At 55.3% G+C, this 15,519-nt stretch carries 15 protein-coding genes and 1 pseudogene; 15 read left to right on the top strand and 1 reads right to left on the bottom strand.

Features of this window, described 5'->3' with window-relative positions; translation table 11 throughout:
- Positions 1–211: 211 nt before the first annotated feature.
- The 11 genes and pseudogenes from AC3WQH_RS23885 to AC3WQH_RS23835 all read left to right on the top strand — a co-directional run bounded on the left by AC3WQH_RS23885 (position 212) and on the right by AC3WQH_RS23835 (position 11,038).
- Complete coding sequence (locus AC3WQH_RS23885; RefSeq protein WP_025847541.1) at positions 212–547, top strand: helix-turn-helix domain-containing protein; 336 nt, start codon at positions 212–214, stop codon at positions 545–547.
- Between the two features lie 236 nt (positions 548–783).
- A pseudogene (locus tag AC3WQH_RS23880) lies at positions 784–1,738 on the top strand (ABC transporter permease).
- A gap of 13 nt (positions 1,739–1,751) precedes the next feature.
- Positions 1,752–2,684 carry an oligopeptide ABC transporter permease gene (gene opp4C, locus AC3WQH_RS23875; protein WP_005827404.1) on the top strand — a complete coding sequence of 311 codons (933 nt, stop codon included), beginning with the start codon at positions 1,752–1,754 and terminating at the stop codon, positions 2,682–2,684.
- A gap of 7 nt (positions 2,685–2,691) precedes the next feature.
- Positions 2,692–3,678 carry an ABC transporter ATP-binding protein gene (locus tag AC3WQH_RS23870; RefSeq protein ID WP_005827402.1) on the top strand — a complete coding sequence of 329 codons (987 nt, stop codon included), beginning with the start codon at positions 2,692–2,694 and terminating at the stop codon, positions 3,676–3,678.
- The gene (locus tag AC3WQH_RS23865) at positions 3,668–4,633 is read left to right on the top strand and encodes an ABC transporter ATP-binding protein (RefSeq protein ID WP_005827400.1); all 966 of its coding nucleotides are present in this window, start codon (positions 3,668–3,670) and stop codon (positions 4,631–4,633) included. Before AC3WQH_RS23870 ends, AC3WQH_RS23865 begins: the two co-directional genes overlap by 11 nt.
- Before the next feature lie 389 nt (positions 4,634–5,022).
- Complete coding sequence (locus tag AC3WQH_RS23860) at positions 5,023–5,217, top strand: YezD family protein (RefSeq protein ID WP_005827399.1); 195 nt, start codon at positions 5,023–5,025, stop codon at positions 5,215–5,217.
- Positions 5,218–5,288: 71 nt separating this feature from the next.
- Positions 5,289–5,570 carry a DUF2325 domain-containing protein gene (locus AC3WQH_RS23855; RefSeq protein WP_007786731.1) on the top strand — a complete coding sequence of 94 codons (282 nt, stop codon included), beginning with the start codon at positions 5,289–5,291 and terminating at the stop codon, positions 5,568–5,570.
- A 284-nt stretch (positions 5,571–5,854) separates the two neighbouring features.
- The gene (locus AC3WQH_RS23850) at positions 5,855–7,495 is read left to right on the top strand and encodes a peptide ABC transporter substrate-binding protein (protein WP_039970410.1); all 1,641 of its coding nucleotides are present in this window, start codon (positions 5,855–5,857) and stop codon (positions 7,493–7,495) included.
- Between the two features lie 73 nt (positions 7,496–7,568).
- Positions 7,569–8,459 (top strand): serine hydrolase, encoded by an 891-nt coding sequence (locus tag AC3WQH_RS23845; RefSeq protein WP_005827393.1) that lies wholly within the window; start codon positions 7,569–7,571, stop codon positions 8,457–8,459.
- On the top strand, positions 8,459–9,622 hold the full coding sequence (locus AC3WQH_RS23840; RefSeq protein ID WP_005827392.1) for a serine hydrolase: 1,164 nt from the start codon (positions 8,459–8,461) through the stop codon (positions 9,620–9,622). Before AC3WQH_RS23845 ends, AC3WQH_RS23840 begins: the two co-directional genes overlap by 1 nt.
- Before the next feature lie 213 nt (positions 9,623–9,835).
- Positions 9,836–11,038 (top strand): sensor histidine kinase, encoded by a 1,203-nt coding sequence (locus AC3WQH_RS23835; protein WP_005827390.1) that lies wholly within the window; start codon positions 9,836–9,838, stop codon positions 11,036–11,038.
- Between the two features lie 95 nt (positions 11,039–11,133).
- On the opposite strand, the gene AC3WQH_RS23830 is transcribed toward AC3WQH_RS23835, so the two are convergent.
- Positions 11,134–12,318, bottom strand: coding sequence for a NupC/NupG family nucleoside CNT transporter (locus AC3WQH_RS23830; protein ID WP_005827388.1), 1,185 nt, complete (start codon positions 12,316–12,318; stop codon positions 11,134–11,136).
- A gap of 272 nt (positions 12,319–12,590) precedes the next feature.
- Here AC3WQH_RS23830 and AC3WQH_RS23825 point away from each other — a divergent pair, with 272 nt between their 5' ends.
- From AC3WQH_RS23825 to AC3WQH_RS23810, 4 genes are all read left to right on the top strand, one after another.
- Positions 12,591–13,349 carry a TrmB family transcriptional regulator gene (locus AC3WQH_RS23825; RefSeq protein ID WP_005827386.1) on the top strand — a complete coding sequence of 253 codons (759 nt, stop codon included), beginning with the start codon at positions 12,591–12,593 and terminating at the stop codon, positions 13,347–13,349.
- A 275-nt stretch (positions 13,350–13,624) separates the two neighbouring features.
- The gene (locus AC3WQH_RS23820) at positions 13,625–14,086 is read left to right on the top strand and encodes a RidA family protein (protein ID WP_005827383.1); all 462 of its coding nucleotides are present in this window, start codon (positions 13,625–13,627) and stop codon (positions 14,084–14,086) included.
- Positions 14,087–14,120: 34 nt separating this feature from the next.
- Positions 14,121–14,774: a helix-turn-helix transcriptional regulator gene (locus tag AC3WQH_RS23815; protein WP_005827381.1), complete on the top strand. Its 654-nt coding sequence runs from the start codon at positions 14,121–14,123 to the stop codon at positions 14,772–14,774.
- 6 nt (positions 14,775–14,780) lie between these two features.
- Positions 14,781–15,308, top strand: a complete 528-nt coding sequence (locus AC3WQH_RS23810) for a dipeptidase (RefSeq protein ID WP_005827379.1) — start codon at positions 14,781–14,783, stop codon at positions 15,306–15,308.
- The last annotated feature ends 211 nt before the right edge of the window (positions 15,309–15,519 follow it).

Below are 15,519 nucleotides of genomic sequence, written 5' to 3'. Positions count from 1 at the left end.
TTTATGCCTGAGAACACTTGAACGCTGAAAGTTATGATGATTTTGAATGGTATGAAAAGATTAATGCAACGCTAGTGGTTTTGTATATAAAACAAAAAACGATTTAAACCAGAAAAATCAGGAGAATGATATTATCCCCTTTAGGTAGACGGTGAAAAAAGACCAAGTTAACGAGCTTGGATGATACACTGATACTTGGAGGGGATTTTCTTTGGCTAAAAAGGGGCAGTCATTTGTGAAGTATTCAGAGGAGACAAAACAAAGAGCCGTTGATTTATATGAAAAGGGTGGACGAAGTTATCAAGCTGTGGCGGATGCTCTGGGAATACGCAGTTCTAGTCAGGTAAAGAGCTGGGTAAAGAAATGCCGCAACCACGAAACACTGCAGGATCAGCGGGGCAAACAAGCAGCTTCCCATCCTTTTATTGGACGGCCCCGCACCAGGTTTTCCAGCGTGGAGGAAGAACGGGATTATTTGAAAGCGCAGGTCGCGTTTCTAAAAAAGCGCAATCCCAATCTATTCGGGGAGGGATCATTCCGAAAATAAATCGCTTTGACATCATTTCTTCGTTAAAGGACATGTACCCCATTACTTGGTTGGTGGAGATCGCCCAAGTATCGCGGGCAGGTTATTACAGATTTTCCGAACGAGAAAGCCCGCTACGGTGCGATAGCACCCCCTTTAGGGGCGGGATGAGAGTGAGTAGCGAATGGCTGCACCCGTGAGTTGTGCCCGGCCCTGGGGCTGGGCTTTCTTCTTTTCCACCCGAAAGGAGGCAAACGATGACCGCCTATTTCCTGAAAAGACTGTTGTACATGGCGCTGAGCCTCTTCGGCGCATCCGTTCTGATCTTTCTTTTGTACGCCATGACGCCCGGCGACTTCGTCGATACGAACCCGAAGCTGACGGCGGAGCGCAAGCTGGAGCTGAAGGCGATGTACGGACTGGATAAGCCTGTCGGGGAGCGGTACGTCATCTGGATGAAAAACGCTTTGCGCGGCGACTTCGGCTACTCCCTGCAATACCAGCAGCCGGTGATGTCGCTTTTGAACGACTACATCTGGAACTCGTTTTTGCTCGCCATCACCTCTACGTTTTTCACCTGGCTCATCGCCATTTCCATCGGGGTGCTGTCTGCGGCAAAGCAGCATTCGTGGTTCGATGCGCTCGTGACGATCGGGGTGTTTGCCGCGATGTCGCTGCCTGTCTTTTTCGTCGGCTTGCTGTTCATCAAATTGTTCGCGGTCGATGCCAAGCTGTTTCCTGCGGGCGGGATGATGCAGATCGGCAGCAAGGAGACGGGGCTTGCTTACGCATGGGACGTCATTCGCCACATGTTTTTGCCTGTGGCTGTCCTGACGCTGTTGAGCGTAGGGGCGCTGACCCGCTATTTCCGTACGAACATGCTCGAGGTCATCCAGCAAGACTTCGTGCGCACAGCCAGGGCCAAAGGGCTGAAAGAAAAAGTCGTCCTGCACGCACGCCCTGCGCAATGCGCTTTTGCCAGCGATTACGCTGCTCGGCTTTGAGCTGCCGGCGCTTTTTGGCGGCGCGATCATCACGGAAAAAATTTTCAACTGGCCCGGTGTCGGACAGTTGTACATGCAGGCGTTTTCGGTGCGGGACTACCCGCTGTTGATGGGCTTCACGATGTTTTTGGCGATTCTCACCGTCGTGGGCAACCTGTCCGCCGATCTGCTGTACAGAGTGGCTGACCCGCGCGTCCGGCTGAAGTGAGGGAGGAAACGAGATGGCGACAGTAGCGAGGGAAGCAGCGGAGCTGGCGAGAGACGGGCGGACTGCCTCCCGCCGATCCTCCTTGTGGCGCGAGGCGTTTTCGCGGCTGAAAAAGAAGCGTTTGGCGATGGGCGGACTCGTGTTTTTGCTGGTGATGGCCGCAGTTTGTTTGATCGGGCCGTTTTTTTCGCCCTACGCCAGCGGCAGCGTGAACACGGCGAGCATCAACAAGCCGCCAAGCCTCGCGCATTGGCTCGGGACGGACAATTTGGGGCGGGACATTTTGACGCGGATGATGCAGGCGGGTCGCATCTCGCTGACGGTCGGGATCGCCTCGATGGTGCTGTCCGTCACGATCGGGACGGTGCTCGGGGCGCTCGCAGGCTTTTACCGTGGTTGGGTCGACCAGTTGATTATGCGGCTGGCGGATGTGTTGATGACCATTCCCGGCTTGCCGCTGCTTTTCATCATGGGCGCGGTGCTCTCCGAGTGGAAAATCCCGACTGATTACCGCATCTACATCGTGATGGTCATGCTCAGCCTGATCGGCTGGCCGGGCTTGGCGCGGCTGGTGCGCAGCCAGATGCTGACGCTGCGCGAGAGCGAGTTCATGCAGGCGGCAGAGGTGCTCGGCCTGCGGGATCGGCGCAAGCTGTTTCACCATTTGCTGCCCAATCTGATGCCGCTGCTCATCGTCGTGGCGACCTTGAACGTCGGGGGAGCGATCCTGAGCGAATCGGTGCTCTCCTATTTCGGGCTGGGCGTCGTCCCGCCGACACCGACGTGGGGCAACATGATGGACGCGGCGAACTCCCTAATTGACTTTCAAAAGCGGCCGTGGCTATGGGTACCGCCGGGCGTCGCCATTTTTGCCACCGTGATTTCGATCAATTTGCTCGGGGACGGACTGCGAGACGCACTGGACCCGAAGCAGAAGGGCAGGTGAGCCGGGCGTGAACAAGCTGGTGGACATTCGCAAGCTGAGTACGCATTTCAAGTCGGAGCTGGGCGTGGTCAAGGCGGTAGATGGCCTCGACTTGCGCGTGCAGCCTGGCGAGACGGTGTGCATCGTCGGCGAGTCGGGCTGCGGCAAGAGCGCTGCGGCCATGTCGCTGATGGGGCTGATCTCGGAGGCGGCGGGAAAAATCGTCGGCGGAGAAGTGTGGTTCGCGGGCCGCGACTTGCGCAAGGTGAGCAAGGAGGAACTGCGCAAACTGCGCGGCAACGAACTGGCGATGATTTTTCAGGAGCCGATGTCGTCGCTCAATCCGGTGTTGACGATCGGCGAGCAAATCATGGAGCCGCTGATCGAGCACAAGCGGCTGCGCAAAAAAGAAGCGCTGGCAAAAGCGATCGAGCTGATCGAGCTGGTCGGCATTCCCCGCGCCAGGGAGATCGCCAAAGCGTACCCGCACGAGCTGAGCGGCGGGATGCTGCAACGGATCATGATCGCGATTGCGATTTCCTGCCATCCGCGCCTGTTGATTGCCGACGAGCCGACGACCGCGCTCGATGTGACGATCCAGGCGCAAATTCTCGATCTCTTGCGCAAGATCAAGCAAGAGTCAGGCACGGCGATCCTGCTGATTACGCACGATCTGGGTGTGGTCGCAGAAATGGCCGATCACGTGGTGGTCATGTACGCCGGAAAAGTGGTCGAGGAAGCGCCCGTCGAAGCGCTGTTCGAATCGCCGCTGCACCCGTACACGCAAGGCTTGCTTCGCTCGAAGCCCGTGCTGAACCAGCGGCAGGCCAAGCTGTACTCGATCCCCGGCCAGGTGCCGCATCCGGCGACGCTCGGCGAGTCCTGCTACTTCCACGACCGCTGCGCGCATTGCCTGGACAAGTGCCGGGTGCAACATCCGCCGCTGCGCGAGCTGGGCGACGGGAGGAAGGTAGCCTGCTGGCTGCACGAGGAGGAATTTGGCTATGACCGGTAATCTGGTGGAAGTGCATCGGCTGAAAAAATATTACCCGATCACAGGCGGGCTGTTGGGGCGGACGGTCGGCCACGTCAAGGCAGTGGACGACGTCAGCTTTTCGATCAAAAAAGGCGAGACGTTCGGGCTGGTCGGCGAGTCCGGCAGCGGAAAAAGCACGGCCGGGCGCACGATTTTGCGGCTGCTGGAAAAGACGGCAGGCGAGGTGCGCTTTCAAGGAATCGACGTGCACGCCCTGTCCAAAGCGGAGCTGCGCGCCCTGCGCCCGCGCATGCAGTTTATTTTCCAGGACCCGTACAGCTCGCTCAATCCGCGCATTCGCATCGGGGAGGCGCTGGGCGAGGCGCTTCTGGACCACGGGCTTGCCGCGCCCGCCGAGGCGAGAGAGCGGGTGCTTGCCGTCATGGAGCTGTGCGGGCTTGCGCCTTATCACATCGACCGCTACCCGCATGAGTTTTCCGGCGGTCAGCGCCAGCGGATCGGGATTGCGCGCGCGATCATCCTCAACCCGGATTTCATCGTGGCAGACGAGCCGGTTTCAGCCCTGGACGTGTCGATTCAGGCGCAAATTATCAATCTGTTTGCGGAGTTGCAGGAGCAGCGGCAGTTGACGTATTTGTTCATTTCCCACGACTTGAGCGTCGTCGAGCATTTGTGCTCGCGGATTGGCGTCATGTACCTCGGCTCATTGGTGGAGCTGTCCTCCCGCGACGAGCTGTTTGCCGAGCCGCTTCATCCGTACACGAAGGCGCTCTTGTCGTCCGTTCCGCTACCGATTCTGCGGCACAAGCGCGAGCGGATCGTTTTGCAGGGAGACATGCCAAGCCCTGCCAATCCGCCCGCAGGCTGCAAGTTCCACACGCGCTGCCCGTACGCGATGGAGCTGTGCAGCGAGCAGGCCCCGGCTTTTCGCGAAGTAAGCCGGGACAGATTCGTCGCCTGCCATCTGGTCTAGCTGCTGCGAAAAAGGGAGAGTAGAGGCATTGACCGAGAGAGAAAGTATATGATAAACTCGTTATAAATCAAAGTAAGTATATCGGTTTTTGTTAAATAGCTGATCGGACTACCGAAGGCTCCCGTGCAGACAACCAGCATGTCTTGTTCATCGGGAGTCTTTCTGCTATCAACCGGAAAAGGGTGAAGTACCAAAGCAACCGCACAGCGTGGAAATGCAATGGACATACATGAACGCCAGCGATACCGGATTTGCGCAGCCTCTCGAAGCCCCGTGCTCTCATTGACAAAAAAGGGGACCGAGGGGTATCATTAGGAAACAAAACATACTAAATAGGTAGGAATAATATACATTGATTTTTTTCGCCAAAAACAGGGAGGAGTGACCATATGGCAAAGAAAGAGAATGCCCTGGATGAACGGTTGTGGGAGAGAATCGCGCGTGCGTTGGACAGCTTGGAATACGGCTCCATTCACATCGTGGTTCACGACTCGCAGGTGGTCCAGATCGAGCGGACCGAAAAATACAGGCTCCCTGCTGAAAAGGCGGAGACGAAGTACAATCAGGCACGAACAGGCAGATAGCAGGCGGAGCAAACAGGCCCAGCGCACGACAGATTGATACTGACGGGAGAATAGAGAGGAGGAGCTTTGTTATGGCAGGCGTTCTTGTAGTAGGTGGAGATCGGGTAGGGGAAATCGAGAGCTTGTTGCAGGATAAAGGGTTTCGCAATGTGTATCACGTTTCCGGACGAAAAAAATCGGACGTAAAGGCGACGATTCCTGCCGATACGGAGCTGGTTCTCGTCTTTATCAACTTCGTCAGCCACAGTCTCAGCAAAAACATCAAGAAGCTGGCGAAGCAAAAGCACGTCCCGATCGTCTTTTGCAGACGGTCGTGTGACGCGGTTTCCATGCACCAGCCAGCGATCAGCTAACCCCTGTCTACCGGACAATTCCATATTCGCGCGTGAATAGAAGTATTCAAGACTGAATACTTCTTTTTTGCGTAATCGGAAAACGAAAAAATGGGCAGCCTGATCGTGTGGGCCGCGTTTTTTCCCAGGGAAGACAGGCGGAAATTTTTGCCGGAACTGCCCAAAGCAAAAAGTATTCAGCGTTGAATACGCGAAGGGAACAGCGCCCGCAAAAACGATCTGGCACAAAATTTGCAGAATATTTATGCATCAACCGTTCGCCGAACCAAAAAATGGGGGTAAGCATGAAAAAACCAGTTGTCATCACAAGTCTCTTGGTTTTGCTATCCGGATTGTTTGCAGGCTGCAGCAACAGTGCGCCCACGAATCAGGCAGCGCCAGACTCGCAAGGGCAGCCGTCATCCGAAGCGGCTTCGCCTGCACCGGCAGCCAGCCAGATTTTGCGCATGAACGCCTCCGAGCCGGAAACATTGGACTCCGGCATGTCCAACGACGTCATTTCCGGCGCGTTTATCCGCTCTTTGTACGACTCGCTCGTGCGGCTGGACAAGGATGGCAAGCCGGTCAATTCCGTAGCCTCGGACATTTCCATATCGGACGATAAAAAGGTGTACACGTTTACGCTGCGCGACAGCAAATGGAGCAACGGCGACCCTGTGACGGCCAACGAATTCGCTTTTGCCTGGATGCGCGTGCTCGATCCGAAAACAGCGAGCGGCTCCGCCTACAAATACTACCCGATCAAAAATGCCCGCGCCTTTTTCGAAGGCAAGGCGCAGGCAGCAGATGTCGGCATCAAGGTGATCGACGCCAAGACTTTGCAGGTCACGCTGGAAAATCCGACCCCGTACTTCCTGACGCTCGCCACCTTCTACTATCCGGTCAACCAAAAAGTGGTCGAGTCCAACCCCGACTGGGCGAGAAAGCCGGAAACGATCGTGACAAACGGCCCGTTCAAGCTGGTGAACTGGGAGCATAAAAACAAGATCGAGCTGGCGAAAAACGACCAGTATTGGGACAAAGACGTCGTGAAGCTGGACGAAATCGAGTTTTCCATGATTGAAGATACGAATACCGAGCTGGAGCTGTTCAACAGCGGCGAATTGGACTGGGCAGGAGGGCCGATCAGCAGTTTGCCAGCGGATGCAATCGGGCCGCTGCGCGACGAAGGCAAGCTCAAGACGATGGAGCGCGCGACCAACTACTATTTGCTGTTCCAGACGGAAAAGCCGCCGTTTACGAATGCGAAAATTCGCAAGGCGTTTGCCTACGCGATCAACCGCAAGGACATCGCGGACAACATCGGGCAGGCTGGACAGACGCCGCTGATGGGCTTCGTGCCGCGCTCCGCCTCCCTGAAGCCGGATGGATTTTTCAAGGATAATGACACCGAGACGGCGAAACAGTTACTGGCAGAAGGCATGAAAGAACTGAACATCGCGACACTGCCGGAGATCACCTACCTGTACAACACTTCCGACCTCAACAAGAAAATTGCCGAAGCGCTGCAAGCCCAGTGGAAGCAGGTGCTGGGAGTAGACGTCAAGCTCGTCAACAAAGAGCTCAAAGTCATGTTCGACGATCAGGAGCACGGCAAGTACATGATTTCGCGCACGGGCTGGACAGGCGATTACAACGACCCCGTCAACTTCCTGGAGCTTTTGATGGAAAAGTACAGCGCAAACAACTCGACCTTCTGGCACAGCGAGCGCTATGTGGAGCTGGTAAAGCAGGCGTACGCCGAGCCGGATGAGGCCAAGCGCAACCAGCATTTGCTTGCGGCCGAAAGCATTCTGATGGACGAGATGCCGGTCACAGGGGTGTACAGCAGCGTCAACTCCTGGGTGCAAAACGACAAGGTCAAAGGCATCACCGTGGACCCGCTGGGCTATATCGACTTCAAGTGGGGCTACAAAGAACAATAGCGCATGACAGAAATGGCCGACACCCGTGATACATGTGTGTTGGCCGTTTCCATAAAAAGGAGGAGACTTTCCTATGGCATGGCAGAAGGCATTGGAAAAAGCGCTCGCGGACGCGCCAGGCGTGTTCGGGGTCGCAGCGGAGCATCTGGAAACGGGGGAGTCGGCCGGACAGCTCGACGATCAGCTTTTTCAACTGGCGAGCGCATTCAAAATTCCGATCATGGTCACCTTGATGCGCGAGGTGGAGGCAGGGCGCGTCCGGCTCGACCAGCGGGTGGTGACGCAAAAAGACACGCGCGTCCCCGGTTCAGGCATTTTGCAGGAGCTGGATGCGGGCGCGGCCTTGACCGTCAAGGACTTGGCGACGCTGATGACGATTGTCAGCGACAACTACGCGACCGATCTTATCATCGAGCTTGTCGGCGGCATCGACAAGGTCGAGGCGCACATGCACGAGCTGGGGCTGAAGCAGATTCATTTGCGGCATACGTGCTGGCAACTGCTCAACCGCTGTGTCGGCATGAACGAGCCAGCGCCGTCCCCGGCAGGCTATGACGAATACGAGCGCCGGGAGGAAACCGGCGAGTACGAAATCGTCCACGACGTTTCGCTGCCGACTTTAGACAACAACGTAGCGACGCCGCGCGACCTGAACCGTCTGCTCATGCTGATCGCGCGAAAAGAAATTTTGACGCAAGCCTCCTGTGAGCTGATGCTGGACATTTTGCGCCGCCAGCAGTTCAACAGCCGCCTGCCTTACTTGCTGCCGGAAGGAACGAAGGTCGCGCACAAGACCGGGACGGTCAACGCCGTGGTCAACGACGCAGGACTGATTTATTTGCCTGATGGAAAAGGAACGATTGCGATTACCGTACTGTCGCGGGGCGTGACCGACAAGCAGGCCGCAGAGCTGGCCATCGCCCGCGCAGCCAGAGCGATTTACGACGAGGCAGTGGGGAACTGATGCAGGTGACGACATGGACGAAATCGTTTGAAGAGTATGCCGAGCAGCTTTTGGCCGAGGCCAACGCGCCAGGAGCGGCGATTGGGGTCGCGCGGGGAGGAAAGCTGCTGTACCAGAAGACATTCGGCTACCGCGACAGGGAAAACGGGCTGCCCCTCTCGGCCGACACGGTGTTTGGCATCGCCTCGATCACCAAGTCTTTTACGTGCGTCGCCATCATGCAGTTGCAGGAGGCTGGCAAGCTGTCTGTCCACGATCCGGTCGTCAAGTATTTGCCGGAGTTACGCGCCGGGGATGAAGAGCTGACGAAGCGGATAACGATTCATCACTTCATGACGCATACGCCGGGAATGGCGCCGCTGCCTTTTTTGGACAAAGCGATGAAGCGCAGTATGGAGCAAGACCCGGCGATTGCGGGGACGGAAGCGGAGGAAGAGCTGAAAAAGCTGCCGTACCTGGACACGTATGAAGAGGTCCTGCAGGCGATCGCGGCGTTTGACGCCAAGCCGCTCGGCGAGCCGGGAGAAGTGTTCAGCTACAACAACGACGCCTACGGCTTGCTCGGGGCGATCATCGAGCGGGTGAGCGGGCAGACGTATGAACAGTACGTGACCGAGCACATTTTGCAGCCGCTCGGGATGCAGCGGACCGTGTTTGACGTGGAGGCGCTTGCGGACAAGGACGACGTCACGATTTTGTACACGAACAAAAAACTCGACGGCGAAAATCAGGTGATTGCCGCCCCGCACTGGCACGATGCCCCCGCCATGCGCGCCGCCGGCTTTCTCAAATCAACCGTGAACGATCTGTTGGCTTACCTGGAAGTATTCCGCACGAACGGAGAGGGCGTCGCTCCGATGTACACATACGCGCCGTATGAGCTGGCAGACGAGCAACTGTCCGAATACGCAGGCCGCTATGAATCGAACGAATGGCTGAATACCGTGATTGCAAAGCGGGATGGGCAGTTGTATTTGGAAGTGGACGGCCTCGTTTATCCGCTATTGCCTGTAGCAAAAGACAGCTTTATTTTTAGACGGAGAGATTCCATCGTCTGGATCGACTTTTTCCGGGATCGGGAAGGCGAGGTCGCGAGGATGAGCTACGCCTTGCGCCAATTGACGAAAGCTTCTGTAAACAACGGCTCGTCGGAGCAGCAATAGCTTGTCATAAAGAAGGATGCGTAAGCTATTTCGCTGCGTATCCTTTTTTTGCCGGAAAAAAGCAAACGCTTCGCCTGGCTGCGGCAAACGGACGTTGTCGTGCAAAAAGAGAACCGGCGTATCATTTTTTATTTATGTGTGAGAAGGAACCAGTCACAGTCTAGCGAATTGTCCTTTGGTTGGGAAAATATGGGGAAGGGCAAGAGGGAAACAATGAGTGACGAAGAGTGGATTTCGGTCAGGGACAGATGGCTGTCGCCGTTGCTGGTCGCTGCGGAGGAAATCGTGGAGCTGCACATGCAAGACATGCTTTCATTTGGAGAGCCGATTTCCCGTTACTATCGCAAATATCAGCAACAGCAGCGGATAGGGGTTCACGGCTTGCTGACAGAAGCGGTGCAGCAGCAATTTGCAGAAGAGGGCGAGTACACGGTATATTTGCAGGCGCTGCCCAGGAAGTCGTACAAGTGGGGGGAGAGGTGGGCGAAGGAAGAAATCCCGAAGGAAGTGCTGCTCGAAGCGATGCACAACCTGCGCCACCATGCGTATGAGGGCATACGGCGAGCCTGCACGGAGGCACTGGCCAGAGAGGAACTGTTGTCGCGCCTGCACGATGTGCTAAGCGTGCGCTATCACCACACGATGCGCGGATACTTGGCGAGCAAAGATCAGAAGATCAGCCATTTGCACCAGCAAAAAATGGGGGTCATCGGGCAGATGGCCGCAGGCATGGCGCATGAGATACGCAATCCGTTGACGGCGATTCGCGGATTTTTGCAGTTGATGCGAAAAAGTCTGGAACTGGAGGCTCCCTCTCCGGCAGACAGGGAGCGCTTTGCCAAGTACATTCAAATTTGCCAGCACGAGGTGCAAACCTTGGACAAGCTGGTCACGAGCTTTTTGATTTTGGCCCGCAAAAATGAAGCGGCGAACAGCCGCAACGAAATCGTCGAGCTGCACCCGCTGCTGGAGAGGGTGCATGAGCTGACGATGCATTCTCTCATCGAAAAAGATGTGCACTTGTCTTTTCATTATTCACCTGAGCAAGTCCGGGTCTGGGCGATTCCATCCCACGTGGAGCAAATTTGCCTCAACCTGATGCAAAACGCGATCGACGCAGTGGACACAAACGGAATCGTCCGGATTCACACCCGTTTTTTTGCCTCCGAATCAACGGTCAGCGTGACGATTGAGGACAACGGCTGCGGTATTTCCGAGCAGCGCAAGAAGCATTTGTTTGAGCCGTTTTATACGACGAAGGAAAAGGGGACGGGCATCGGCCTCTCCGTCTGCAAAAAGCTGGTCGAGGAAATGGGCGGGCAGATCGAGATTTACTCGACAGAAGGGCAAGGGACAAGGGTCGAGTTGCGCTTGAGCGCCGTCGTCCCGGCTGAGCCAGCTTGCCTTGCCAGATGAAGCTGGCAAGCTCAATCCGCAGAAGCTGCGAACGCAAAAAAACAGGCATGGCTGTGAGCTGCATGCCTGTTTTTTGCGTGGAAGCCAGCCGCCGATCACAGAAAGACGCCGATGATCGTGGCGGACAAGACAGAGGCGAGCGTGGAGCCGAGCAGCAGCTTCAAGCCGAATTTCGCCACGAGATCGCCCTGCTTTTCATTCAGCGCGCGCACAGAGCCTGTAATGATGCCGATGGAGCCGAAGTTGGCAAAGCTGACGAGGAAGACCGAGACGATGCCGACCGTTTTCGCCGACAGGCTGCTCGCGATTTCCTTGAAGTCGAGCATCGCGACAAATTCGTTCGTGACGATTTTCGTCGCCATGATGCTGCCAGCCGTAACGATCTCCGCCTGGGGAATGCCCATCAAAAAGGCGACAGGAGCGAAAATGTACCCGAGCACGTCCTGGAACGAAATGCGGAAGATCAGCAAAAACAGCTCGTTGACCAGATTCATCAGGGCGATGAAGCCGATCAACATCGCGCCGACGATCACGGCGATTTTCAGCCCGTCCACGATGCTCTCGCTAATCATCTGGAAAAAGGCAGGCCTCTCTACTTCTGCCTCAGGCTCGATCAAGTCTTCTTCCGCCGTCAGCTCGTACGGGTTGATGATGTTGGCGACGATCAGCGCCGACAGGATGTTCACGACGATGGCGACGACCACGTATTTTGGCTCCAGCATGGTCATGTAGGCGCCGACGATGGCAATGCTCACAGCGCTCATGGCAGAGGTGCACAGCGTATAGAGACGCTTGCTGGAGACGAGCCCGAGCTGCTTTTTCGTCGTCAGAAACACTTCGGATTGCCCGAGAAAAGCAGAGGAGACCGCGATGTAGTTTTCCAGCCGGCCCATTCCGTTCAGCTTGCTCAGCACGAAGCCGGTGAAGCGAATGAGCAGCGGCAAGATTTTAAAATGGTTCAAAATCCCGATCAGCACGGAGATGAAAATAATCGGCAGCAGCACATCGAGAAAGAAGGTGGACGTGCCGTTGTTTTCCAGCCCGCCAAACACGAAGTCCACTCCGCTGATCCCGAGCTTCATCAGTGTATCGAAGCCTTTGGAAATAAACAAAATCAGGTCAATCCCGAGCCCGGTATTGAGCAAAAGAAAGGCCAGCACGAGCTGGGTGGCGATCATGATGAGAATCGGCTTTAGCCTGATCGCTCTGCGATGATGGCTGAGCGCAAAGCCCACGCCGAACACAAACAGTAAACCCGTCAACAAAAAAACGACATTCATTGCTACTTTCTGCCTCCCAATTATAACAAGTATCTCATGCTGCGCGAGGTGCATGTCCCTTCCAGGCCCGTGGAGCCGCTTTCAAAGCGTTTTGAAAGAGAAGTGCAACGATTTTGAATTTTAGTTACTACTCGTGGAGTAACCTAATTTGCAGGCTTTTACCAGCTTACATGGAAGCCAGGCGCCTGTCAATTCGGAGGTTCGTTGGCTTTGTGTCCATCTATGCTTTATCATAGGAAATAAATAACCAGTTGATACGGGCAGGAGGAAGCATGTTACAAAAATTTGGTTTTTCACAGTATGAAAGCAAAGTTTTTGAAGCGCTGGTGTCGAGCGAGGAACCGTTGGACGCGACGAAAATCGTGAAATATTCCGGCGTGCCAAAAGCGAAAATATACGAAGTGCTGTCGCGCATGATCGAAAAAGGCATGGTGCTGGATTCGGTATCGGAAAAGAAAAAGCTCTACAGTGCGCTGCCCTTGCCGCTTGCCATCGAAAAGCTGACGGCAGAGTTCCAGGACAACATCAAGCAGTTGAAAATCCAGTCGCGCAAAAAGTCCTACTCCGAAGATTTGGTTTGGAGCCTGAAGGTCGACACGTCGATTCGCGTACAGAGCAAGCAGATGATTCAGGAAGCGAAAAGCTCCATCCGCATTTCGGCGTGGAAAGACGATCTGGTCGAGTATTTGCCGCTTCTGGAACAGAAAGAAGCGGACGGAGTAGACGTGGAGGTGCTCGTCGTCGGGGCGTTGAAGCCGAATATCGCCAAAGTGCATACGCTGATTCCGGCAGCAGAGCACCACACGCTGGAGCGCTTTCGCCTGCTGATTATCGACGAGCGCGAGGTGATTTTCGCCTGTGAGGAAAACCAGTCGTGGCAAGCGATCAAAACGATGTCCAAGCCGTTTGTCAAAGTTTTCACGGAATTTTTCTACCACGATCTCGCGCTGGCGAAAATCAGCCGGAAGCATTACGATCTGATGATGAATGACGACGAGATCAGAAGCATTTTGATGCAGCTTCGTTATTGAGGCTCCGTTAGGAAGGCGAAGGGAAACCGCTTTTGCAGGTGCAGATGAGTTGCGGGATCGCCAGCAACGCGCCAGAAATGCGCCAGAAATGCGCCAGAAATGCGCCAACAATCCGCCAGACATGCTTGCAAGCGAGCGTGCCTGGCTTTTTTGCTGGATAGATTTTTAAAAAATTAATCGTATTCAAAAATTTGTTGAAAAAGAAGTGCGCAGAATAGTATGGTTAACGTAACGAAAAATATTTCTGACTTTTCATTCATTCGCGGGGTGATGCTATGTCGAAGATCGAAAATCGCTTGCAGCAACTGGGCTATACGCTGCCGCCGCCACCGCCGACGATGGCGAACTACGTCTCGTGCGTGCGGACGGGCAATCTGCTCTACACTTCCGGGGCGGGCTGCTACGTCGATGGCAAGCCGCTCTACCTGGGCAGGCTGGGGGCAGACGTGACGATCGAAGAAGGGTACGAGGCGGCGAAAATTACGACGCTCAATCTGCTTTCGATGCTGAAAGCCGAGCTTGGCGATCTCGACCGGATTGTGCGCATTGTCAAGCTGTTTGCGCTGGTCAGCAGCGCGCCGGATTTTTACGAGCAGCCGCGAGTCATCAACGGCGCTTCCGACCTTTTGATCGAAGTGTTCGGGGAGGCAGGCAAGCATGCGCGGGCGGCAGCCGGAACCTCTGTCCTGCCCTTCAACAATCCGCTTGAGATTGAGCTGATTGTGGAGGTCAGTTGACATCATCTTAGACAAAAGAAGCGAGGCTTTTTTCATGACGAAACCGATTCATCCGATTCTCGCCAGCTACATACCGGTCGTGGAAGGGCTGGCGAAAACATTCGGCCAGCATTGCGAAGTGGTGCTGCACAATCTGACGGACGTGTCTTCCTCGATCATTGCGATCCACAACGGCCATGTGAGCGGCAGACAGGTCGGCTCCCCTGTCACCAATCTGGCGCTGCAAGCGCTGCGCACCGCCAAGACGAGCCAGGAGGACTACGACCTCAACTACCGCAACGACACGATCAAAGGCAAGCAGATCAAGTCCAGCTCGATCTATATCAAGGACGAAAACGGACAGGTCATCGGCAGCCTGTGCATCAACATCGACCTGACGCACATTGCGATCGCGCAGTCGGCCTTGAGCGAAATGATGGCGTTTGCCGACAAGGTGGAGGAAGGCCGGACGGCAGAAACGTTCGCGCCAACGGTCACCAGCCTGATGGAGCAAATGATCGACGACTGCCTGAAAAAGACGGGCAAGCCGATCGCTCTCATGCAAAAAGAAGAAAAAATCCAGTTTATCCACCTGCTCGACGAAGTCGGCCTGTTTTTAATCAAAGGGGCCGTCCAGCATGTGGCCGATTTGCTGGGCGTCACGAAGTACACGATCTACAACTATTTGGACAAAAAAGACGGGAGATGAGCGAGCATGGCAGATGCGACTGTGGAGCAGGCGCGGCGTTTTCACGATGGCGTCCATGTGCTGGACGGGCATTTTGACCTTTTGATGGATGTGGAGATTCAACGCGGCTACGGACGGACGAAGCTGATCGAGACGGAGTATTTGCCGCGGTTTCAGCAGGGCGGCGTGCATTCCGTCGTGGCCGCCGTATTCGTCGAAGATGCGTTTGTGCCGGAAATGGCCTTGCGCAAGGCGCTGAACCAGGTGAGCGCCCTGCACGCGGAAGCGGCGGAGTCCGGCGACCAGTTTGTCATCGCCAAAAATGTACACGACCTGCTCGCCGCCAGGCAGGAAGGCAAAGTCTCGTTCATCCTCTCGCTGGAAGGCGCAGAGCCGCTGTACAACGACCTCGGCCTGCTGCGCATTTTTTACGAGCTGGGCGTGCGGATGCTGGGGCTGACGTGGAGCCGCCGTAACTACGCGGGAGACGGCAGCTTTTTCGCTCCGGTGCGCGAAGGGAAAAAGGGCGGCTTTATACAATTTCATCTACAATAATGATATTGAACAAATCACCAGCGTTGCATAAAAATCTCTGGACTAATAAACTGATTTTTCTGTACGTGATTCTGGTTTCAAATGGCGAAAGAACGGAATGACCTACAAGGTCGTTCCGTCCATTTGGCATTTATATAGGGCTTGCTGAACAATGCATAAACGCGAGGAATCGTGAAATAATCAAAGAAAACTGCGGAAAATCTGGATTTAT

Source organism: Brevibacillus sp. FW301-21C12A (genome assembly GCF_058788915.1).
Note: the sequence above shows the minus strand (reverse complement) of the source record. Positions and strands in the feature narration are given on the sequence as shown.